Below are 21,455 nucleotides of genomic sequence, written 5' to 3' on the forward strand. Positions count from 1 at the left end.
CATCATACCCGAAATCAGCGATTAAGCTAGCTCAGTCTGTAACCAAGGCCAACCTTGCTTCTTACGGCTAAGAGTATTCTCCATCATCAATACTCCATCGGTGAGATGCTTCGCCAGTTTATCTGACCACTCACCTTTAAACAGCAAACGAGTTTGTGCTGTAGTGATGTCAGTCAGCATTAAAGCTGCAAATGCGAGTTTATCTTCTTCGCAACGACGTGCCAAATCCGCTTCTAGCGCATCAATCATAGTTGCTACTTGGTCTAACGTCGCTAATTCAATTTGACCAACAACAACATCACGACCATTAAAAGGGTATGCTTTCAGATCTTTCTCTACCAATTGCGCAGCAGACAGACCTGCGATGTCTGTTTTCGCGATCAGAAGAGCTTGAATAAATGCATCCAAATCTGCGATTTCAGCCAAAACAGCTAATTCAGTAACCGCATCTTTATCTTTTTGCGTACAAGTTGGAGAAGCAAAGCCTACTGTATCGGAAAGAATCGCTGAAATCATTAGCGTTGCCGTTTGCTTAGTGATTACTGCATTTTCCATTTTGAACAGATTGAAAAGAATGGTGCTAGTACAACCCACAGGCCAAATCCAAGCTTCCAGCGGATTCACTGTCATCACATCACCTAAACGATGGTGGTCAACAATGCCGAGTATTTCTGCATCATTTAAATCGTCAGGTGCTTGTGCTAGATCTGTGTAATCAACTAACCATACTTTCTCACCGGCAACGCTTGTGCACAGTTCAGGTTGCTCTGCATCTGCGGTCGTCAAGATATGTTGCGTCTCACGGTTAATCTCTCCCTGACGCACAGCCTTCGCTTCTAAACCACGAGCTTTCAACAACTCTGCAGCAACCAGAGCGCTACAAATACTATCACTGTCTGGATTCTTATGACCGACTACTAAAATCATCACTGTTCCTATTATTCTGACCCTTGAGGGTAAACAACACATAAAGATGAGTACTGTACTTATTTTGCAAAACTCTTCATGGAGCTAAATCAATAAAGAGTGACTCACTGAACTATTTTTATTGGTTGGTTCTGCAACTTCAAGTAGGAAAAGTATACACATTTTGGGGAGATAATCGCCTCTAGTCGCCATCAAATACCAGTTGATGATTAAGATGACCACCTTTGCGATGATGACAATTTCGCTCACTTTATCTATTCATTTAACGTTAAAGGCTACTTTTACTAAAAAAAGTCAGATAAACGTGCAGTTTCGTGACTAAAACTTGTAACTTAGTACAAATTACCACCACTGTTTTACAACCTAAAACAGTGCAGCTGTCGCACGCAATTTGTGCACAATTGCCGCACAAATCATTCAGTTGTGTTTACTCACGGTATTTAAAACAGGTTATCCACAGAAATTGTGGATAAGGTGAATAAACGGTTTTGTTGTGCAACAATAGTTTAGAATGAATATCAATCAAAAAGCGGCATTTTAGCCGCTTTTCTTATGTAGATTACCAATAATATTAGCTTAGTAGCTTAATCTTTTAGATAGATCAACCAGTACCACATGCCGACAAACACGCCGCCACCAACAATGTTACCCAAAGTTACTGGAATCAAGTTATTCACGATGAATTCCATCATGTTTAAGTCCGCATAGTCAGCAATGTTTGCTCCCGTCATTTGCCAAAATGCTTCCGGTGCAAAAATTTTAATACCAATAGCCATAGGAACCTGAAACATATTTGCAATGCAGTGTTCAAAGCCAGAAGACACGAACATAGCCACAGGTAACACTAACACCATCACTTTATCCGTCAGTGAGCGCGCACTAAATGTCATCCACACAGCTAAACAGACCAGAATGTTACACATCAATCCCAGAGAAAATGCTTGAAGAAAAGTATGGTGGAGTTTGTGTTGTGAAATTGCCATCGCGTTAAGACCAAGCTGACCACTATCTTCCATATATTGGCGAGTAGCAAGCATAATTGCGACTAGAAGAAACGAACCGGCAAGATTCCCTAAATAGACAACCATCCAGTTTTTCATCAGTTGCTGCCATGAAATTTTTCCGCTCGCCTTAGCAACCAGAGTAAGCACTGTACTGGTAAATAATTCGCCTCCTGTAATGACGACAAGAATAAGACCTAAACTAAAAGCTATACCGCCTAAAAGTTTCGTTACGCCATAAGGTAAATCATGCGCCCCTGTTGTCACTACGGTATAAAACACAAATGCAATACCAATATGAATACCCGCAGAAATGGCTAGAAGGAAAGATTTATACGCGGCTTTGCTTGCCTTACCCACCCCAGTTTCAGCAGCACGTTCAGCCATTTGTGGAGGTAGCAACGAATCGAATTGACTATGTTCCAACATAATTAAAAGTTACATTTTGATACAAGAGTGCGCGATAATCGCTCCAAATCCGCGATTATTCAAGGGCTATTTTTATGTTCACTAAAAATGTTTATTCTGAGATTAATTCTGCATACTTGAGCAATAAATCCACTACCGATTAATAATAAAAAATAACATTTTAATAACTATAAGTAATTTTTCAGAGCCTTTGTACAGGTTTTGTCGTGGGCAAAAAACGCCCATACTGGTTCTAGATAACACTTCTGTTTTTCGATGATTGCGTCTTTGTAACGCTACGCCTATTGTGAAGTTAACTTAACGAGTAAAAAGGGTGTGTCATGAAATTTTCCCAACAACACTTAGATGAATTAAACCTTCTTGTTCAATTTGATATCAGCAGTTCTGCAACAGGTATTAAAGTACATAGTGAAGCGGGTGACGCGATGCAAGAAGCTGCAAAACGACTACATAGTAAAGGTCTATGCACATTGCCAGATGGTGGATACCTAACCGATGAGGGTATCGAGATGGCAGAGAAAGCCGACCGTATTCTGCGAGTGTTAACGGCTTAAAGCTTACACATCCTTGATTGAATATGAATGAGCGCCGATGGCGCTCTTTCTTTATTCGTATTTCATACCAAGAAACGAAAGTCTCATTTTAATCAAATAGATATGGAATAACGCAATGAATCGAATCGCTATTATCGGTGCTGGCTGGTTAGGCTTGTCGCTAGCTAAAAGGCTGAAAGAACTTGGACATATTGTCTGTGCTAGCAGAACCGCTGAATCTGGGTTATTAGAATTAGCCGAGAACGGCATATGCGGTTTCATCTGTGACCTCAATAACCCGCAGAACCTTGCTGACACACTTGCCGAATACAACATTGATACCGTTGTCGGTAGCTTTCCTCCGGGTTTTCGCCGTGGACAAGGGGATGAATACATAAGCCAATGGCAAGCGCTCTGTGGGCAAGCTAATGCAGCAGGGGTTCAAAAAATCATTATGATAAGTTCAACCACCGTCTACCCCGACCGCGCTCAAGATATGTATGAACGCGATGCTTCTCTTGAACTGGCGACAAATAACGATGAATTCTCAGCCAATGCGAAGAAGATGTTGCAGGCAGAACAAACTGTAATAGACTCGGGCTTGAACTACGTCATTGTTCGATGCAGTGGTTTGATTGGCCCCAATCGTCACCCTGCCCGCTTCGCTTCTAAGCTCAAGCAAGTGAGTCGATTAGCCCCTGCAAACATGCTGCATTTAGCTGACGCTATCGGAGTTACGGTCTTTGCTATTGAACATCTCAACCATACGATTGTAAATGCCACGACTCCAACGACGGTAAGTAAAGCTGAGTTCTACCAAGCCGCTCTTAACGCCGCAAATTTAGACGACGCTCTCCCTCCCATTGTTGATATCGCGGACAAACGAATCGTTAGCGACAAACTTATGAACACGGGATACACGTTTCACTATTCTCACACTCTGGAGGCCTTGAAAGGCGATGAGTAAACGAATTTATCAGCATTTAGAAACGCTTTGGCAATATATGCAGATGGGACACCAACTTGAAAAGGCGGACGTTATCATTGTGCTCGGCAGCAATGATACGCGCGTAGCTGAAGTTGCGACATCTCTTTACCATCAAGGTTTAGCACCTCTACTTGTTTTTTCCGGCGGTCATGGACGCTTTACTGAAGGACTCTTTGAACGCAGTGAAGCGGTAACTTTCGCCCAGGTTGCGAAAGATGGCGGCTTACCGAGTGAAGCTATTTTGCTAGAGCCTCGCTCAACGAACAGCGGCGAAAATGTCCATTTCACCTATGAACTACTCAAGAAAAAAGGCATCACTGCCAAACGAATTCTATTGGTGCAAAAACCTTATATGGAAAGAAGAGCCTACGCAACATTTATGCAGCAATGGCCAGAAGAGTTAGAGTCTTTGCAAGTGACTTCGCAAGCCAACAGCTTCTTTGACTATTTAACTGAAGATCTGACATTGGATTTTGTGATTGAAGCGCTGATCGGTGATTTTGAACGTATTCAGAGCTATCCTGCGAAAGGCTTCCAAATAGAGCAGGAAATACCTGAAGACGTACTGCAAGCCTATCTGGCATTAAAACCTTTAGCGGTTTAATCGAGCGTCCTCGCTGATGAATGATCAACAGGCCGATGAAAGATAAAAAGGATGGCTATTGCCATCCTTTTCAATTTCTAAACGCTACTTGCCTAACGCTTCTTTGTAATGCATTCGGCAGACAGAAACGTATTTATCATTACCACCAATAGAAACCTGATCACCTTCTGATATGGCATTGCCGTGCTCATCCGTACGGATAACCATGTTCGCTTTGCGTCCGCAGTGGCAAATGGTTTTCAGCTCTACCAGTTTATCCGCCCATGAAAGCAGATATTTACTGCCTTCAAACAGCTCACCAAGAAAGTCTGTACGCAAACCATAACACAGCACTGGGATATGAAGTTTATCAACCACTTCCGTCAACTGATAAACCTGCTCCTTGGATAGAAACTGACATTCATCAACCATAATACAGTGGCGTTTCAACTCCTGATTCAGTTGACTAACCGCAGCATAAAGATCCGTATCTGCTTGAAAAAGTTGTGCTTCAGCTTCCAAGCCGATTCGAGAGCTCACTTTACCCACCCCATAACGGTCATCGATGGCAGCAGTAAAAATAACTGGATTCATACCCCGCTCTTGGTAGTTAAAAGAAGATTGCAGCAATGTCGTCGATTTGCCCGCATTCATCGAAGAGTAGTAGAAATACATCTGAGCCAAGGGAAAATTTCCTATCTAAATGTTGGTAAAATCGCACGGCAGTATACAAAGTGAAGACTTTGCATGCCTTGATCTCACCTATAAATAACAAAAAGGGTGGCTAACTCGCCACCCTAAACATTTCGCAGTTGTTATTCTGCTTTTTCTTTGGCAACGGTTACCGCAATCGCCAGTTCTTCAAGAGCGGCAGGGTTTGCCAAACTTGGCGCATCTGTCATCAAACACGCAGCAGCGGTTGTTTTAGGGAACGCAATAACATCACGGATGTTATCTGTGCCACATAGCAACATCACTAGACGGTCAAGACCGAATGCGAGACCCGCGTGTGGAGGCGTACCAAACTTCAGTGCATCCAATAGGAAACCGAACTTAAGTTGTTGCTCTGCTGCTTCAATACCTAGGATATCGAATACCGCTGCCTGCATTTTCGCATCGTGAATACGAACTGAACCACCACCGACTTCGTAGCCGTTTAGTACCATGTCGTATGCGTTAGATAGCGCAGCAGTCGGGTTCGCCTTCAACTCTTCCGGAGTCATGTTCAGAGGAGACGTGAATGGGTGGTGCATTGCTGCAACATTACCTTCACCGTCGCTTTCAAACATTGGGAAGTCGATAACCCATAGAGGAGCCCAAGCTGAAGTATCTGTTAGCTCTAGGTCTTTACCTACTTTCAGACGTAGCGCACCAATTGCTTCAGCAACGATGTTCGCTTTGTCTGCACCAAATAGGATGATATCGCCATTTTGAGCACCAGTACGTTCGATGATTGACGCAATGATTTCTTCAGTCAGGAATTTCGCTACTGGAGATTGAATGCCTTCAGCGCCTGCTGCTAGATCATTCACCTTCATCCATGCCAAACCTTTCGCACCGTAAATCGCTACGAATGCAGTGTACTCATCGATTTGTTTACGGCTCAATGCAGCACCGCCAGGTACGCGTAGAGCAGCCACACGGCCGTTCTCGTCGTTCGCTGGGCCTGAGAATACTTTGAAGTCTATCTCTTTAAGTAGATCAGCAACATCAACTAGCTCTAGCGGGTTACGTAGGTCTGGCTTGTCGCTACCGAAACGACGCAAAGCTTCTGAGTAAGGCATGATTGGGAACTCACCCAAGTCTACACCTTTCAACTCTAGCCACATTTCACGAATCATTTTCTCAGTAACAGCACGCACTTGCTCTGCGCTCATGAATGACGTTTCGATATCGATCTGAGTGAATTCAGGTTGGCGATCAGCACGTAAATCTTCGTCGCGGAAACACTTAACGATTTGGTAGTAACGGTCAAAACCAGACATCATCAACAGCTGTTTAAATAGCTGTGGTGATTGAGGAAGCGCGTAGAAGCTACCTTTGTGAACACGGCTTGGAACCAAGTAGTCACGAGCACCTTCAGGTGTTGCTTTAGTCAGTACTGGTGTTTCGATATCCAGGAAATCGTTGCTGTCTAGGAAACGACGAACAAAGCTTGATGCTTTTGCACGCAGCTTAATGCGGTCGCTCATTTCTGGACGACGTAAGTCCAAGTAACGATACTTCAGACGTTGCTCTTCAGAGTTCTTTTGGTTGAAGTCTAACGGCAGAACATCACTACGGTTAATGATAGAAAGACCTGTTGCTAGGATTTCTACTTCACCGGTTGCCATATCTTTGTTGATTTGGCTTTCTGGACGAGTGCGAACTTCACCGGTTAACTTGATACAGAATTCATTACGCAGTTGGTTTGCAACTGCAAAAACGTCTGCCATATCCGGATCAACAACTACCTGAACGATACCTTCACGATCTCGCATATCAATGAAGATAAGACCGCCTAAATCACGACGACGGTTAACCCAACCGCACAGCTCCACAGTTTGTCCTGCAAGGGACTTGTTCAGGTGACCACAATAATGGCTACGCATAATGAAATTCCCAATCTCTAAATAAGTCATCAAATTCTATGCAACACAGTCATACCTCAAAGCCGTTCCTAAGAACAGTCGTTCCTAAGAACAGTGTTACTTTGAAAATGACTCTGCTGCGGAAAAGTTCCATTTATACGCTGAAAGATAGTTAAAATCGACCTTCCAGAATACAATTTGTTGTGTTTTATCCATCGTTGCTGATATTTAGTACAATAAAGCGCCATAATAGCGATAAAAGCATCATCAACGATGGAAAATTGGCGCTGATTATAGCGCTAAAGTATCGTGCTCTTCAAAACTATCGTGACGATAGACAAAAAACATAAATCAGCGTGATGTTGGAATGGTACTAATGACAGACACAACATTTTTTCATAAAATACGCGCCTTTTCTTGAACCATCGACTGTTTAAGTCGGCATTGCATCGTCGTGAGGTCAACAATGAACCCCAAAGACACTATCTTTTCTGCTCCAATCGATAAGATTGGCGATTTCACGTTTGATGAGCGTGTGGTTGAAGTCTTTCCGGACATGATTCAACGTTCGGTTCCCGGATACAGCAACATTATTTCAGCCATTGGTATGTTGGCTGAACGATTTGTTAAGCCAAACACTCAAGTTTACGACCTTGGTTGTTCTCTTGGTGCAGCGACACTTTCTATGCGCCGACACATTCAACAGGAAGGTTGCAATATTATTGCGGTGGATAACTCACACGCTATGGTTGAACGTTGCAAGTTACACGTCAATGCTTACCGTTCTGACACACCAGTAGCGGTGATTGAAGCAGATATCCGCGATATCGAAATCAGCAATGCCTCTATGGTGGTGTTGAACTTCACGCTGCAATTTTTATCACCGGAAGATCGCTATACTCTGCTAGAAAAAATCTATAAAGGTTTGCGTCCGGGCGGCATTTTAATTGTCTCAGAGAAGTTCGTCTTCAATAACCAAAGCGCTCACGAACTGCTGATCGATCTGCACCACGATTTCAAACGAGCAAATGGCTACAGCGAACTGGAAATCAGCCAAAAACGCAGTGCGATTGAAAACGTTATGCGCCCAGATTCGGTTGAACTGCACAAAGAGCGTTTCGCAAAACTCGGTTTCTCTAGTTTTGAGGTTTGGTTTCAGTGCTTTAACTTCGGCTCAATGTTCGCCATCAAATAAGATTTTGGAGGCTGAAGTGTCACCCTTATCTTCAGTCATTCGTTTTGTTTTAGGGTCTTTGTTTTAAATTAGGATTCTCCATGTTGAATTTTGCTAATGTCTATCAATTGCTTGCGCAAGACACTCGCCTACAACCTTGGCTCAATGTATTGCCGCAGCAGCTTACTGACTGGCAACAACAACCTCACGGTGATTTGGATCACTGGTTACGCGCGCTGAACAAAATCTCTGGCTCACAACCAGATAATATCGACTTAAAAGAGTCGGTAACGGTAAACAATAACCACCCCCTTTCTACCGGTGAGCAGAAAAAACTAGAGAACCTTTTAAAAACATTTCACCCTTGGCGTAAAGGTCCTTACCACCTACACGGTATTCATATTGATACTGAATGGCGTTCAGACTGGAAATGGGAGCGTCTGCTTCCGCACATTTCTCCGCTTGCGAACCGTTCGGTATTAGATGTTGGCTGCGGTAACGGCTACCACATGTGGCGAATGCTAGGCGAAGGCGCTTATCAAGTGATTGGCATCGATCCTTCTGAACTGTTCCTCGTTCAGTTCGAAGCGGTACGTAAATTAATGGGAAACAACCAAAGAGTTCACTTATTACCATTAGGCATTGAGCAACTGCCTGAATTAAAAGCTTTTGATACCGTGTTTAGCATGGGTGTGCTTTATCATCGTCGTTCACCTATCGATCATCTTATTCAGTTGAAAAACCAGTTAGTCTCTGGTGGTGAACTTGTACTAGAGACTCTTGTGATTGAAGGTGATGAAAACGCGGTATTAGTTCCCTTTGACCGCTACGCACAAATGCGCAATGTATATTTTTTCCCATCGGCGTTGGCATTAAAAGCTTGGTTAGAAAAAGTGGGCTTTGTTGAGGTAAGAATCGTTGATGAGAACGTCACCTCATTGGGTGAGCAACGTAGCACTGAATGGATGACACATAACTCGCTGCCAGATTACATTGATGCGAATGACCCGACCAAAACAGTTGAAGGCTACCCCGCCCCAAGACGCGCAATTTTGCTGGCAAAGAATCCGTAATTATGTAGACCACAGCCTTATATGAGCTTAGAGTGACGGCTAAGTCTCTCTAAGTTGATTAGGCATAAAATGCACCTTAGAAGTGAAGCAAATAAAGGATTTTTGACACAGTTTTAACTCTCACCGTCTTATTCAAAGCTATTCTAGCGCAAGGATAAAATCATGATCCTTGTCTAAATTATTACTGTAAAAACAAATAAATAAGGTCGTAAATGTTTAAGCGCATCGCACCAATCTTGGCTCTAAGCATACTTGCCGGTTGTTCCCTAATGAATGGGGCTGAATATCACCAAGCCACTCTTACTGCTATTCAGCAGTCGAATTCTCAGATCACCAATGAAATAACCAATTTGGAACTCCAGCTTAGTAACCAAAGTGATTACATTGATAGTCTCGAAAGCAAAGTTCTGACCTTAGCCGAAAATGTTAAAGAGCTAAAATCCATCGCCGCCGAAAAGCCTGAACCCAAAATCATTCAACAGGTGCAACCAACAAAAAAGAAAACTGAATCTAAGTTGCAATCACAACATAAACTGGTCTTAGGTGAGATTGAACATGTTGAGGTTAAAGCGTTAGAACAAACGTTTGATGCGCGTGTAGACACTGGTGCCGCTACCTCATCTCTAAATGCGATTGATATTTCAGAATTTGAACGTAACGGCAAACAATGGGTCCGCTTTCATTTATCTGACGGCGAAAAAAAAACCGACGATTCTAATTGGATAGAATCACCTATTGTACGGTATGTTCGAATCCGTCAATCAACCACTGAAGAGACTGAAAGACGTGCAGTTGTTCAGTTATGGGTTAAAATTGGTAATATCAACGAAAAAACTGAATTTACGCTAGCAGACCGCTCGCAAATGAGCCATCCTATTCTCCTTGGCCGCGAGTTTATTCGTGACATAGCTGTAGTGGATGTGAGTCGGAAGTACATTCATACAGAGACAAATTAATAACAAAAATAAAGGTAACTTATGACGTCAAGAGTTCCGTTTTTCCTATCAGTATTCTTACTGATTGCCGCCGGGATTGCTTTGAGCGTACTCCGTCATCAAGACTATGGAGTACCATGGACCCCGGGAGAAACCCGCCAAGTTTGGGATATTGAAGCTAGGATAGAATTTAACGCGCTAGGTAAGGAAGCTAAGGTCTCCCTTGCTGCTCCCCACACCCAAGATGGTTACACCCTTATCGGCGAAACTGCCTCTTCTCCAGGTTACGGTGTTTCTTATGTCAGTGACCAAACAGGTCGACGTGCAGAATGGTCGATTCGCCAAGCTCAAGGCCCTCAAACGATTTACTACAAAACTCAATTCTTAGTCGACCCACAAGCAAAAGTCACCATGGTTCCCCCCATGCAAGAAGTGGTAAAACCTACTTTTGACGGGCCTGTAGAAACAGCTGTCATTGGGCTGATTAATCGTGCGACCGAACGCTCTGCTGACGATATCTCTTTCTCTCGCGAACTCATCAAAAATCTTAACGACTCAGAAAGCCAAAACGCCGCACTACTAACCGATAAAATGAGCAAAGTAGAAGCAGCAGAGAAACTGCTTTCTTACGCACAAATCCCCAATAAAGTCGTCGGTGTTATTCACCTTGAAGATGGTCGTCGTCGCCAAACCATTCAGCACATGAACCAAGTGTGGGATGGTAAGAAATGGGTACTATTTAACCCTGAAACAGGCACGCAACCAACACATCCAAACCTTCTTGTATGGGATGAATCAAATGTCTCACTGCTTGATGTGATCGGTGGACGTAACAGCCAAGTACATTTCAGCATGATTGCTCAAGAAGTGACACCCCAACAAGCCACCGACAACAAGGTTGAATCTGACGGTTTATTGAACCTTTCGATTCACAGCTTGCCGTTAGAAGAACAAGCTATGTTTAAAACCATTATGTTGATTCCGATTGGTGCACTGATTGTGGTGTTCCTTCGCGTCATCATTGGTTTAAAAACATCTGGCACATTTATGCCAGTGCTGATCGCGGTTGCGTTTGTACAAACACAATTAGCCACAGGTATTGCTGGCTTCTTATTAATCGTGGGTACTGGTCTGATTATCCGAAGTTATTTGTCGAAACTTAACTTGCTACTGGTGGCGCGAATATCTGCCGTCATTATTGCGGTAATTTTGATTATCTCCGTCTTCACTGTTGTCGCCTTTAAGATTGGCTTAACCGAAGGCTTAACGATTACATTCTTCCCTATGATTATCCTGTCCTGGACTATCGAGCGGATGTCGATTCTTTGGGAGGAAGAAGGAGCGAAAGAAGTCTTGCTGCAAGGTGGTGGTTCACTACTGACAGCGGTGTTGATTTACTTGGCTATGACTAACTCATATGTACAGCACTTAACCTTTAACTTCATTGGCTTACAGCTAATCGTTTTAGGTGTAATTTTGCTGCTAGGTACATATACCGGTTACCGTATTACTGAGTTACGTCGATTCAAGCCTCTGGTAGACGGAGATTAATATGTTTTTAAATCTCTCCGAATACACCTCCCCCTTTAAACTAAAACGTAAAGGGGTGATGGGAATGAATAAGCGCAACCACGCTTACATTGGTCGCTACAATGACCGTTCTAAATACCCATTGGTGGATGACAAGTTAAAGACCAAAATTATTGCACAGCGGGCGGGCGCTACCGTACCAAAGCTTATTGGTGTTGTGAGTAACCAAGGTGATGTTAAACACATCCATGAAATGGTCAAAGACTGGCCGGGCTTTGTGATTAAGCCAGCACGAGGTAGTGGCGGTAAAGGTATTCTGGTTATCACCTCACACAAAGATGGTGTGTACACCAAGCCTTCGGGCTCGACCATAAACAAGGAAGACGTCGAGCGCCATGTGAGTAATGCGCTTGCGGGTTTATTCTCTTTGGGTGGTAAGAACGACGTAGCTGTAGTTGAAAACCTAATCAAGTTTGATGACTGTTTTGACGGCTTCAGTTATGAAGGTGTACCAGATGTCCGTATCATCGTATTTAAAGGCTACCCGGTAATGGCAATGATGCGTCTTTCGACTTCCGCCTCTGATGGTAAAGCCAACCTGCACCAAGGAGCGGTTGGTGTAGGTATAGATATCGCCACAGGAAAAGCCGTACGTGCCGTTCAGTTCAACCGCCCTGTTAAGCTTCATCCAGATACAGGCAAAGAGCTCAAAACTCTTGAGGTTCCGCATTGGCAGCGTTTATTAACGCTGGCAGCCAGCGCTTGGGAAATGACGGGATTGGGTTACATGGGAACAGATATGGTTCTTGATAAAGATGAAGGACCTATGGTGTTAGAGCTCAATGCTCGTCCAGGTCTTGCTATTCAAATAGCAAACGGCGCAGGCCTTCTGCCTCGCCTGCAACATATTGAAAGCCTAGGTACGCCGATGATTTACCCATCAGCAGAAGAGCGTGTTGCTTATGCGGCCAAGCACTTTGGTGTTAAATAAGTCCGTTAAAAACTGTTAAAAACTGCTTAGCCAGAGATTAAATATCTCTGGCTTTTTGTATAGAGAAAAACGCCTTCAAAATAGAAGGCGCTTGATAAATTGCTAATGTTTAGCTTAGCTCTTCAACTAGTAGTTGTTCTTCTGATTTCAGCTTTTCTGTTTGTCCAAAACCTCGCAGACCGACGACATGCACATGCTCGTGGTCTTTAAACACCTTACGTACCAGTTTGTAGGTTGTCCCCTTCTCTGGGCTGATGTTTTCAGGAGCCGCAATCAGAAGCTGCATATCTAGGCGATCACACAACTCGAACAGCGTTGCGATTGACTTAGAGTCAAGACGCGCAGCCTCATCCAAGAACAGCAGACGACATGGAACGATGTCTTTGCTGCGTAGACGACGAGACTCTTCTTCCCAGCTTTGGACCACCATCAACAAAATTGATTGACCAGTACCAATTGCCTCACCAGTAGACAGTGCGCCAGATTCCGCTTGTAACCAGCCATCTGAACCACGGCTGACCTCAACACTCAGTTCTAAGTAGTTGCGGTAATCCAGCATTTCTTCGCCCAGTACCTGAGCAGAGCGCTGGCCCATATCGATATGTGGGTTCACACGTTGGAATAGCTTCGCCATCGCTTCTGAGAAGGTGTAGCGAGAGCTTTCAAACAGATCTCCGTGCTGCTCATGGTTGTCTGACAATCCTGTTAATAGGATTTCATGGCTTTCACGAACTTTAACATTCAGACGAACGCCTTTCACCTGACCAAAGGCGATGTTTGACAAGCCTTGGTTCAGCATGCGGATTCGGTTTTGTTCACGCTGAATGGTTTTGCGAATAATGCTCGCCACCGATTCAGAGCTGATAGCTAAACGGTTTTCACGTTGAGTCAGCTCTTCGGTTAGACGCGCCAGCTCCACTTCCATCTCTTCGATAGCTTCAACTGGGTCGTCAGTACGAATGATGTCTTGACGAATACGCTCGCGAAGATGCTGATAAACCGCGATATAGAACAATACTTTACGTTCAGGACGAGCATTGTCTTCCGACTGACGTAGCGCATCACGCAGATCTTCATTGTTTGCCACAGCAAGACGCAGTGCACCTAATGATTTATCTGACATAGAACGCAGTTCATCCGCAGACAGATACGCAAGTTCACGTTTGTGCAGACGATGCTCTACATCATTTTCGCGCGCTAAACGCAGTACAGAGCACCAACCCGCTTTCGCGTTGACGACGAAAGTACGCAAGTCACGGTAGTCTTTCTCAACTTTCTTAAGACGCTTGACCAGCGCTTTCATTTCAAGGTCAGTTGAAGTGATAGTGCGTTCGTATTCACTCTTACGAGCTCGAGAAGTATGCAGACGTTCATACAGCTCATCACGACGACGCTGTGCACGCTCTAGCGCACCTTCATCAGCATGAACACCGAACTCTTGCAGTTCTTGCTTAAACTCTTGAACCGTTTCAAGTTTTGCCTGATGCGAGCTCTTCAGCGATGCCAATACCTGATTGTATTGACCAATTTGCGCTTGAGACTGTTTCAGTTCTTCACGAGTGCGATTACGAGTGCTTTCCGCTTGCACCAGCTTCGCTTTCAACTGCTCGCTTAATTCACTGCTTTGACTCAACATATCCACGGAGTCTGAATAAGCGAAGTGATGACGACGTTCCACCAAATCAGATAATGCGAAGATCTGCGCTTTCAATTGTTGAAGTTGTGCATCCGCTTGCTGATATTGCTCTTCCAGTGCGTCGAATTGCTCTGGGTCTGCATCCAGCGCGTTGACCACTTTCTCTAGCTCAGCGATGGTTTTTCCATGAGCCGAAATAAAGCTTTTCGATTCACTCAATTGAGCAATCTTTTGCGCGATTTGTTCTACTCGTTCCGCTAGAGAATCGTCTTCAATCAGCAACATATTCGGTGCAATTTTATCTAGGGCAGAAATCGCTTGTTTGCTGAGCTGCACCTGACTGCGTTGTTGTTGATCCTGACTGTCTAACTCAGCCAGAGTACGAGCGATTTGGTTACGTGTATCACGCGCCACTAGAATTGCTTGCTCTGGGTCTGCATCGAACGCCACGTGCAGATGCTTGACGACAAACTCATTGAAGCTGGTGTATAGACGTTGCAGCTTTTGCGAGTCAAAAGCTGCTTTCGCGTGTTGTTCCACCACTTCTTCACGTTCAGAACGTAGTAGTTCCAAACGTTGTTCACGTGCTGCGCGACCAAACAGAGGAATAGCTGGCAGACGTGAATAACGAATCTGACGATCATTGAACTGAACACAAACAGCGCCATCCAGTTCTTCAGCATTGAATGAACTGTCGTCGAACGCGTCTACATCACCTTCAATCAGGTAGAGATCTTCAGGGCAATCATCCAGTTCAATGAGCTTTTCTTTGATACCAGTGAGGTCAGAAACCACAATCGCGTGACGTGCAGGACCATACATGGCACTGAAATAGGGCGCATCTTCAATGGTGATATCGTCATAAATTTCTGACAGCAACACACCGCCAAGCGTATCGGCTAAACCTTTCAAGCGAGGATCGTTAGAACCACTTGGAGACGCTAAACGTTCAATTTCTTGCTCAAGAACCTCACGACGCTCAGCAAGCTTATCTTTCGCGTTGGATTGGACTTTCTCCTGCTCCAATACCTGTTGCATTTCTGCCATAACAGATTGGCTGTTAGTCAGCTCTGCAGCGCTTTGCTCACGCAGAATTTCTAGTGCATCGTTGGCTTTAATCCACGCCGGCGCAATAGTCTCAAGCTGAGTGATTTTCTGCAGTTGATCTTGCTCCAGACGACGCTGTTCACTGCGTTTTTCACGCAGTTCTTCTTGTGTCGATTCTAAGTTTTCCAATACTGCTTGATGGCGCTCTAACTCTTGCTCAACCGCCATTTCATCACTCAAAGTGACGTTGTGTTGTTTTTGGTAGTCATCAAGGAGCTTACGAACAGCGGTTTGTTGCTCCAAACGACGTTCTAAATCTCGTTGCTGCGCATACCACTGTTGTTCGTTTTGCGTCACTTGTTGTGCTTCATTAGCGCGACGAATCAGTGATCTTGCTTCTTGAGCTGCATCTTGGCGTTCAACACTGCCCAACACGCGCTTCACTAAGCTAAACGCATTCTCAAACTGGGACGCTGCCGCAGACGACATATCGAGTTTGTGTTTCAGAGACAGTAACTCTGAAGTGCGCTCTTCCTGCTGCTGCTTAAGCTCTGCCACTTTCGCTACGGCGTTTTCAGCACTGATGGTTTCATCACCCAATAGCTGCTGCGCTTTATCTAGCGCTTGCAATGCTTGTTGGTATTGCAGTGCACGGGTTTGCTGAACATCCAGTGCTTGTTGGTAATCGGCCAGTTGCGTCTTAAGGCTATCCACCTCTTCTTCAGCAACTGTCGCCTGCTCTTCGGCTTCTAATAAGCGCTCCTGAGCTTCCTCAACCACCATCATCTGTTCTTCAAGACGCATGTTCAGCTCTTCAAGATCATCCTGATAGCGTTCAATTTTCTCTTGCTGGCGCAATGCGTTTTGAACCAGTTGCAGATGGTCAGAAGCACCCTGATGGTCTTGCTCAAGTGCAGACTCTTGCTCAACCAACATTTCAAGTTCTTCATGCACTCGGTTAAGCAAACTGTTTTGCTCAATCAAGGTTTCACGAGAGCTCATTAACTCTTTACGCAGTTCAAGCGTCTGACCAACTTTATTGCGACGATCGTTTGCATGACGCATGTAGTCAGCCGCTACGTAGTTGGTCGATTCAGTAATCAGGTGTTTAAACAGATCGCGGTCGGCTTGGGTTGATTTGATCGCTTCAAGCGTCATGCGGTTTTCACGCAGCGCCGATTCCATATCTTGGAACGCTTTCTTTACCCCGCCATTTTGCGGCAATAGGTAATCACGAAGCGAACGAGTAATCGCACTTGAAATACCACCGTATAAAGACGCTTCAATTAAACGATAGAATTTAGAACGGTCGCCACTGCTGCGCAGTTTCTTCGGCAGAACGCCAAATTCAAACATTTGCGCATGGTAATCCACGGTAGAACTGAACGCTTTGAAGTGTGCACCTTCAATCGCAGATACTGCGGCTTTCACATCGTTGATTTGGCGTACGCGCGCATGCTTGTCAGACACCGTTTCAATGAGAATGTCAGTCGGCTTGATGTAACTTGGCAAGCCTTGAATAAGGAATGGTTTGATATCCACTTTCTTATCACGACCAGCGACTTGTTGCAGCTTAACGCCAAACAATAAGCGCTGTTTGCGAGAGTTCACCACATCAAGTGCCGCGTAACACGCCCCCGGCTGTAATTTACCAAACAGACCTTTATCACGAGACGCTTGCGAGCTACCCGCTTCTGTCGTATTGCGGAAATGCAGTAAGCTTTGATCTGGGATAAGCGCAGTGATAAATGCAGCCATAGTGGTCGATTTACCGGCGCCGTTACCGCCAGATAGGGTCGTCACTAAGCTATCAATATCAAATGTACGAGCAAAGAAGCCGTTCCAGTTGATCATGGTCAGCGATTGATATTTACCTCTTTCAATCATGCTTCACCTTCCAATTCTGTGTCATCGGCCAATTCTTGATCGGTTAAGGAATCTTTATCTACCAGCTCTTCCTCTAGTAGATTTTGTTGGTTTGGTTCCTGAGAATGCACAACGGCTTCACCATCACGGATAAGACGCAGTTGCGCTTCGCGCATATCGTCACCTACTCGTACATCAGCACCGAAACGGAATACCGCTTCACTGATACTGAATTTTGAGGTTTCGCCGATATTGATAATCATGCCGAGACGACGTAAACGACGAAGTGATACTCGAACTTTTTCAAACAGTTTCTCTTTATCCAAATCTGAGCCATTCGCTCTGTTGGTCACCAACTTCATCAGTTTTTTCTCATCGGTTAGCGCAAGCAGCTCTTCATACAACTCTTGATTGGTAAAGATACCCTCATGAGCCAAACGCTCAGGGCTAAGATAGAGGAAACACAACACTTTACCCACTAGCATATCCAACTCAGATAAAATACTTCGGCTAATTAACGTCGTTGAACGTGGGCGTAAATAGAAGAAACCTTCCGCTGCACGTACCAGTTCAGTGTTGTAGCGCTGATAAAATTGCGCCAGTTCCGTTTCAAAATCCGATAGGAATGCGTGATTATCTAAATCGTCGCTGGAAACATGTCGACCCGCACGCAAAGCACTGTCCAGTGCAGGGAAAAGCGGATTGCTGATCGCTTTTGCCAGGTTTTCTGGCATGTATTGATTAATATCTGTCGATGACATTTGCTTGTACCTTTGCACCAAAATCGTTGATTGCTTGCCAATCTGGCTGAATAGCTCTGTAATCCGATTCGGAGTATCCGAGTCGAGCCGCTTGATCAACAACAATTCGTGCTAAATCAAAATGATGAGTCTTTGGATGCGTCGCGAGGTAATCGCGCAATACCGCTCCCAAATCTATCGATTGCCCTTGGTCTTTATGCACTTGCAGCATAGCGCCAATTCTTTCAGCAAGTTCATCGTTTACTTGCTGAAACTCTTCGTACTCCACTTCATCTGGAACGCTGCCCGTCACTTCGTCATCACGAAGTATTAACGCTTCATCACGCAGATCCACCAGACGCTGCGCATCAGCATAGGTTAAATACCAAGGTTGCTCAAAATAGTCGCTAAACGACTGGCGAAGACGTTGGCTAAACGCACGGTTTTGGTCCATGTCGATAGCGGTACGAATAAACTTATGTACGTGGCGGTCGTAACCTATCCACAAATCAATCGCTTGCTGACCCCAACTCGTTATGCGATCAAGTTTCATCTGCAAGCCAAATAAGGTTTCTTCAATGAATTCAAGCTCAGGATCACCGTAGGCCATTTCCTGAATATCTAAAATCTGAGTTTGAAGATCATCACCTGCAGTTTGCAAAGTATCTTGCAGTTCACGTAGCGTAGAAGACGTTTCTGAAAGTAGCGCTTCACAGTTGTGAATCGCTTCTCGCCAATCTTTATTAAGAAGCGTAGCGATTTGCTCTTTAACGGATTGCTGCTGCTCATCCATGACACGTTGGTTTAAATCAATACGGTCAAAGATTTCACCCACAGAGTATTTCAGCACACCGAAAACGTTCTTTTTCCAGTGTCCAACCGAACCACCTTGCTGCGCAGATTCGACAGCTTTTGCCATTTCGTCAGCTAACATAGAAAGCTGAATAGAGAGTTTTAACTTGGAAAACTCTCTGTGACGAACGTAATAATCGGTAATGCCAATCGCTAGTGGCGAAAGACGATATATGCTCGCCCCATCAGTAAGTTCGCTGGTAAAGCGACTGATAAGACGTTGTTTAACTAGCTCATTAATGGCGTTGTTAGCGCGAAAAGCCGACGCTTCACCTGTATCTTCAAACATTCGAGTGACTATAGTGAACGCATCATGCAACTCGCCTTCACCGAGTTCTTCATCAAACCTTTCGTTACTGAGTACAGCAATTGCAATTAAAAACGCGAGTCGCTCAGTCGATAGATTTAATGAGAAATCATGCTGTTTTACCCAGCTAACCAATTCATCAATAGGTTGCTCAACAGCGTTCTGAGTTAACTCACCCATTGTTATTCCTGTTATTGTTTTTTCTTAGCCCATACATGTATGTATCGGCCTAATGAGAGGTATGGCTCCTGACGACAAAATTTTCGTTCTAAAGCCAATACATCATCGTATTGGTATTCGCCCATGTTTTTCACATTGCCAATATAATCACTGAAACAGCGAATACCCGATTTTCCTTGTATCTCAAACCCTGCGTCCTCTATCCATTGGTACACTTCCGTAGGAAGTAACCCGGTTTGAGGTTGGAGCTTGAATCGTTTTCGATGCGGCATCCCCTCTAATACATGAGGAATATTGCCACAAACCGCATTTTTATATACCAGCCCGTGATAGTTGTAGAACATGATAGACGCCATCCCACCCGGTTTAACCTGTGCTAGCAAGTTTTCCAAAGCCGGTTTTGGCTCTGCTAACCACTCCATCACTGCGTGAAACATCACCATATCAACTGGTTCAGCTAAGTGTTGTTGAATACTTTGCACAGGAGAATGAACCAAATGATATTGATCAAGCAAGCCATGATTGGCAATATCCTGTTTGGCAAGATTGAGCATTTCAGAAGAGAGATCACACAAAGTAATGCGATGTCCAAGCTTAGCAAGCTTCTGTGACATCTGTGCGAGCCCACCTCCAGCATCTAACACATGCAAAGGAGTTTCTGATTGTGCAAAATTTGCTAACAACTGAGTGAGATCTTCCCAAACAATGACTTGGCGGATTTCTCCTTTGTCAGAGCCATAAATGTTTTTTGCAAATTTGTGGGCAATATCGTCGAAATTGCGATCTTCTGTCACGGCGGCTTGAGTTATGATAACGAATTCGGGCTGCTATTTTGTCATAGGAATAGCAGGAATAAAGAGGGTTTCGCCCTTTTTATTATCAAGTGCTGTTTTTTCGGACTATTTTGTTTATGTTTGAGCTGAAAAAAATTGTTTCATCTTTTTTAATGCCCTTGCCAGCACTGCTGATTGTGGGATTCATCGGCTTAATGCTGATTATGTTCACTGCCAAACGTAAGACTGGCAGTCTCATCGTTCTATTTTCACTAACTAGTCTTTTTCTTATTTCGTTTCAACCTATCTCAACCCGTTTGTTGATGCCGCTTGAACGTCAATACTCTGCTTTCCTTCCAGTGGAAGGCACTGTTGATTACGTAATGGTGTTGGGTAACGGTCATGTCGTCGACGATTATATTCCGCCTACCTCAGAGCTCTCTCGTACTGCTCTTATGCGTCTAGCGGAAGGCATTCGCATCTCAAGAATGTATCCGGGTTCAAAACTGATCCTCTCAGGTTATTCTGGTGGTAGCGAGTTTAGTCATGCTCGAATGTTGGCTCGCGTTGCTTTAGCGCTGGGCGTTGCAAAATCTGACATTGTATTGTTAGAAACAGCGAAAGATACCTGGGAAGAAGCAAGACAAGCAGCAGCTTTCGTACAAAATAAAAAGTTGGTATTGGTAACTTCTGCTAGTCATATGGAAAGAGCAATGAAAGAATTTGCATCTGCCGGTTTAAATCCAATACCTGCGCCAACTAACTACTTAGCGCAAGTCAATATTGCCCAACCTTGGGAAAAGTATGCACCTAAAGCGCGTTATCTTGAACAAACCGAGCGTTTCTGGCATGAAAGCCTGGGACAACTATGGCAGACATTGCGTGATTATGTTGCAAACTATGAAGAAACAGCCCCACAAAACAACTGATTTTTAACGGTTGGCTAACTTAGACGATGAATTGTGACTACTGTTAACTTTGCGCTCATGATTTGCCATTGCTAGCTAACCATTTGCGGTTTAAACTCAACAGCAAACCAGATCAATCATTATTTAAAATGCAAACCGCTTTTAAAAGCGGTTTTTGTGTTTTATACCCAAACTACTTGGAGTTGCAGGTAGGCGGCAAGTGAGTGAATCCCCATGAGCATAGATAAACTATGTGATTGGGGTGAGCGAACGTAGCCAACACCGCTGCAACTTCAAGTAGGAAGGGTATAGTGACTTTAGGCTAGAAGTGTTATTCACTTCGCCGCTGCTGAATCCGACCAGTAATCGGCGTTGTTTGAGTGAATCAAAATTTGGCGGAATTCAGCAGTCA

General features: G+C 44.3%; 17 protein-coding genes. 9 read left to right on the plus strand and 8 right to left on the minus strand.

The features are described from left to right. Positions 1-21: 21 nt before the first annotated feature. A complete protein-coding gene (locus ACK5MF_RS02365) occupies positions 22-927 on the minus strand; it encodes a manganese-dependent inorganic pyrophosphatase (protein ID WP_416918993.1) in 906 nt (301 codons plus the stop codon). A gap of 584 nt (positions 928-1,511) precedes the next feature. Then, the gene (focA, locus tag ACK5MF_RS02370; RefSeq protein WP_416919051.1) at positions 1,512-2,354 is read right to left on the minus strand and encodes a formate transporter FocA; all 843 of its coding nucleotides are present in this window, start codon (positions 2,352-2,354) and stop codon (positions 1,512-1,514) included. Positions 2,355-2,677: 323 nt separating this feature from the next. Here focA and ACK5MF_RS02375 point away from each other — a divergent pair, with 323 nt between their 5' ends. The 3 genes from ACK5MF_RS02375 to ACK5MF_RS02385 all read left to right on the plus strand — a co-directional run bounded on the left by ACK5MF_RS02375 (position 2,678) and on the right by ACK5MF_RS02385 (position 4,482). Continuing rightward, positions 2,678-2,911 carry a TIGR02647 family protein gene (locus tag ACK5MF_RS02375; RefSeq protein WP_416918995.1) on the plus strand — a complete coding sequence of 78 codons (234 nt, stop codon included), beginning with the start codon at positions 2,678-2,680 and terminating at the stop codon, positions 2,909-2,911. A 115-nt stretch (positions 2,912-3,026) separates the two neighbouring features. After that, entirely contained in the window at positions 3,027-3,857 is an 831-nt protein-coding gene (locus tag ACK5MF_RS02380; RefSeq protein WP_416918997.1) for an NAD(P)H-binding protein, read from the plus strand. Further along, a complete protein-coding gene (locus ACK5MF_RS02385; protein WP_416918999.1) occupies positions 3,850-4,482 on the plus strand; it encodes a YdcF family protein in 633 nt (210 codons plus the stop codon). Before ACK5MF_RS02380 ends, ACK5MF_RS02385 begins: the two co-directional genes overlap by 8 nt. Before the next feature lie 84 nt (positions 4,483-4,566). On the opposite strand, the gene ACK5MF_RS02390 is transcribed toward ACK5MF_RS02385, so the two are convergent. Both ACK5MF_RS02390 and aspS read right to left on the minus strand, forming a co-directional pair. Next, complete coding sequence (locus tag ACK5MF_RS02390) at positions 4,567-5,145, minus strand: thymidine kinase (RefSeq protein ID WP_416919001.1); 579 nt, start codon at positions 5,143-5,145, stop codon at positions 4,567-4,569. Positions 5,146-5,276: 131 nt separating this feature from the next. Next, complete coding sequence (gene aspS / locus ACK5MF_RS02395) at positions 5,277-7,052, minus strand: aspartate--tRNA ligase (protein ID WP_416919003.1); 1,776 nt, start codon at positions 7,050-7,052, stop codon at positions 5,277-5,279. A 445-nt stretch (positions 7,053-7,497) separates the two neighbouring features. Here aspS and cmoA point away from each other — a divergent pair, with 445 nt between their 5' ends. From cmoA to ACK5MF_RS02420, 5 genes are all read left to right on the plus strand, one after another. Then, on the plus strand, positions 7,498-8,226 hold the full coding sequence (gene cmoA / locus ACK5MF_RS02400; protein ID WP_416919005.1) for a carboxy-S-adenosyl-L-methionine synthase CmoA: 729 nt from the start codon (positions 7,498-7,500) through the stop codon (positions 8,224-8,226). A gap of 80 nt (positions 8,227-8,306) precedes the next feature. Further along, positions 8,307-9,278, plus strand: a complete 972-nt coding sequence (gene cmoB / locus ACK5MF_RS02405; RefSeq protein ID WP_416919007.1) for a tRNA 5-methoxyuridine(34)/uridine 5-oxyacetic acid(34) synthase CmoB — start codon at positions 8,307-8,309, stop codon at positions 9,276-9,278. 212 nt (positions 9,279-9,490) lie between these two features. Next, positions 9,491-10,234, plus strand: a complete 744-nt coding sequence (locus ACK5MF_RS02410; RefSeq protein WP_416919009.1) for an ATP-dependent zinc protease — start codon at positions 9,491-9,493, stop codon at positions 10,232-10,234. Positions 10,235-10,255: 21 nt separating this feature from the next. Further along, positions 10,256-11,764: an inactive transglutaminase family protein gene (locus tag ACK5MF_RS02415; protein WP_416919011.1), complete on the plus strand. Its 1,509-nt coding sequence runs from the start codon at positions 10,256-10,258 to the stop codon at positions 11,762-11,764. A 1-nt stretch (position 11,765) separates the two neighbouring features. Further along, a complete protein-coding gene (locus tag ACK5MF_RS02420; protein WP_416919013.1) occupies positions 11,766-12,734 on the plus strand; it encodes an alpha-L-glutamate ligase-like protein in 969 nt (322 codons plus the stop codon). A 109-nt stretch (positions 12,735-12,843) separates the two neighbouring features. Here ACK5MF_RS02420 and mukB read toward each other — a convergent pair whose 3' ends face one another. Genes mukB through cmoM form a run of 4 tightly spaced genes read right to left on the minus strand, consistent with a single transcriptional unit; the run spans position 12,844 to position 20,156 of the window. Beyond that, positions 12,844-17,304: a chromosome partition protein MukB gene (gene mukB / locus ACK5MF_RS02425; protein ID WP_416919015.1), complete on the minus strand. Its 4,461-nt coding sequence runs from the start codon at positions 17,302-17,304 to the stop codon at positions 12,844-12,846. After that, positions 17,301-18,044, minus strand: coding sequence for a chromosome partition protein MukE (gene mukE / locus ACK5MF_RS02430; protein WP_416919017.1), 744 nt, complete (start codon positions 18,042-18,044; stop codon positions 17,301-17,303). The genes mukB and mukE overlap by 4 nt, the downstream gene beginning before the upstream one ends. Then, positions 18,025-19,362 carry a chromosome partition protein MukF gene (gene mukF / locus ACK5MF_RS02435; RefSeq protein ID WP_416919019.1) on the minus strand — a complete coding sequence of 446 codons (1,338 nt, stop codon included), beginning with the start codon at positions 19,360-19,362 and terminating at the stop codon, positions 18,025-18,027. The genes mukE and mukF overlap by 20 nt, the downstream gene beginning before the upstream one ends. An 11-nt stretch (positions 19,363-19,373) precedes the next feature. After that, positions 19,374-20,156, minus strand: coding sequence for a tRNA uridine 5-oxyacetic acid(34) methyltransferase CmoM (cmoM, locus tag ACK5MF_RS02440; RefSeq protein WP_416919021.1), 783 nt, complete (start codon positions 20,154-20,156; stop codon positions 19,374-19,376). A gap of 89 nt (positions 20,157-20,245) precedes the next feature. Here cmoM and elyC point away from each other — a divergent pair, with 89 nt between their 5' ends. After that, positions 20,246-21,064: an envelope biogenesis factor ElyC gene (gene elyC, locus ACK5MF_RS02445; protein WP_416919023.1), complete on the plus strand. Its 819-nt coding sequence runs from the start codon at positions 20,246-20,248 to the stop codon at positions 21,062-21,064. Positions 21,065-21,455: the final 391 nt, after the last annotated feature.

Origin of the sequence: Vibrio sp., assembly GCF_047973365.1 — a bacterium.
Lineage (GTDB): Bacteria > Pseudomonadota > Gammaproteobacteria > Enterobacterales > Vibrionaceae > Vibrio.

Excerpts from the sequence above, each read along its gene's own strand:
- mukF (WP_416919019.1), bottom strand. The coding sequence starts at position 19,362 with ATGGGTGAGTTAACTCAGAACGCTGTTGAGCAACCTATTGATGAATTG.
- cmoB (WP_416919007.1), top strand. The coding sequence starts at position 8,307 with ATGTTGAATTTTGCTAATGTCTATCAATTGCTTGCGCAAGACACTCGC.
- aspS (WP_416919003.1), bottom strand. The coding sequence starts at position 7,052 with ATGCGTAGCCATTATTGTGGTCACCTGAACAAGTCCCTTGCAGGACAA.
- ACK5MF_RS02385 (WP_416918999.1), top strand. The coding sequence starts at position 3,850 with ATGAGTAAACGAATTTATCAGCATTTAGAAACGCTTTGGCAATATATG.
- ACK5MF_RS02410 (WP_416919009.1), top strand. The coding sequence starts at position 9,491 with ATGTTTAAGCGCATCGCACCAATCTTGGCTCTAAGCATACTTGCCGGT.
- cmoA (WP_416919005.1), top strand. The coding sequence starts at position 7,498 with ATGAACCCCAAAGACACTATCTTTTCTGCTCCAATCGATAAGATTGGC.
- ACK5MF_RS02415 (WP_416919011.1), top strand. The coding sequence starts at position 10,256 with ATGACGTCAAGAGTTCCGTTTTTCCTATCAGTATTCTTACTGATTGCC.
- ACK5MF_RS02420 (WP_416919013.1), top strand. The coding sequence starts at position 11,766 with ATGTTTTTAAATCTCTCCGAATACACCTCCCCCTTTAAACTAAAACGT.
- mukE (WP_416919017.1), bottom strand. The coding sequence starts at position 18,044 with ATGTCATCGACAGATATTAATCAATACATGCCAGAAAACCTGGCAAAA.
- ACK5MF_RS02380 (WP_416918997.1), top strand. The coding sequence starts at position 3,027 with ATGAATCGAATCGCTATTATCGGTGCTGGCTGGTTAGGCTTGTCGCTA.
- ACK5MF_RS02375 (WP_416918995.1), top strand. The coding sequence starts at position 2,678 with ATGAAATTTTCCCAACAACACTTAGATGAATTAAACCTTCTTGTTCAA.
- mukB (WP_416919015.1), bottom strand. The coding sequence starts at position 17,304 with ATGATTGAAAGAGGTAAATATCAATCGCTGACCATGATCAACTGGAAC.
- ACK5MF_RS02365 (WP_416918993.1), bottom strand. The coding sequence starts at position 927 with ATGATTTTAGTAGTCGGTCATAAGAATCCAGACAGTGATAGTATTTGT.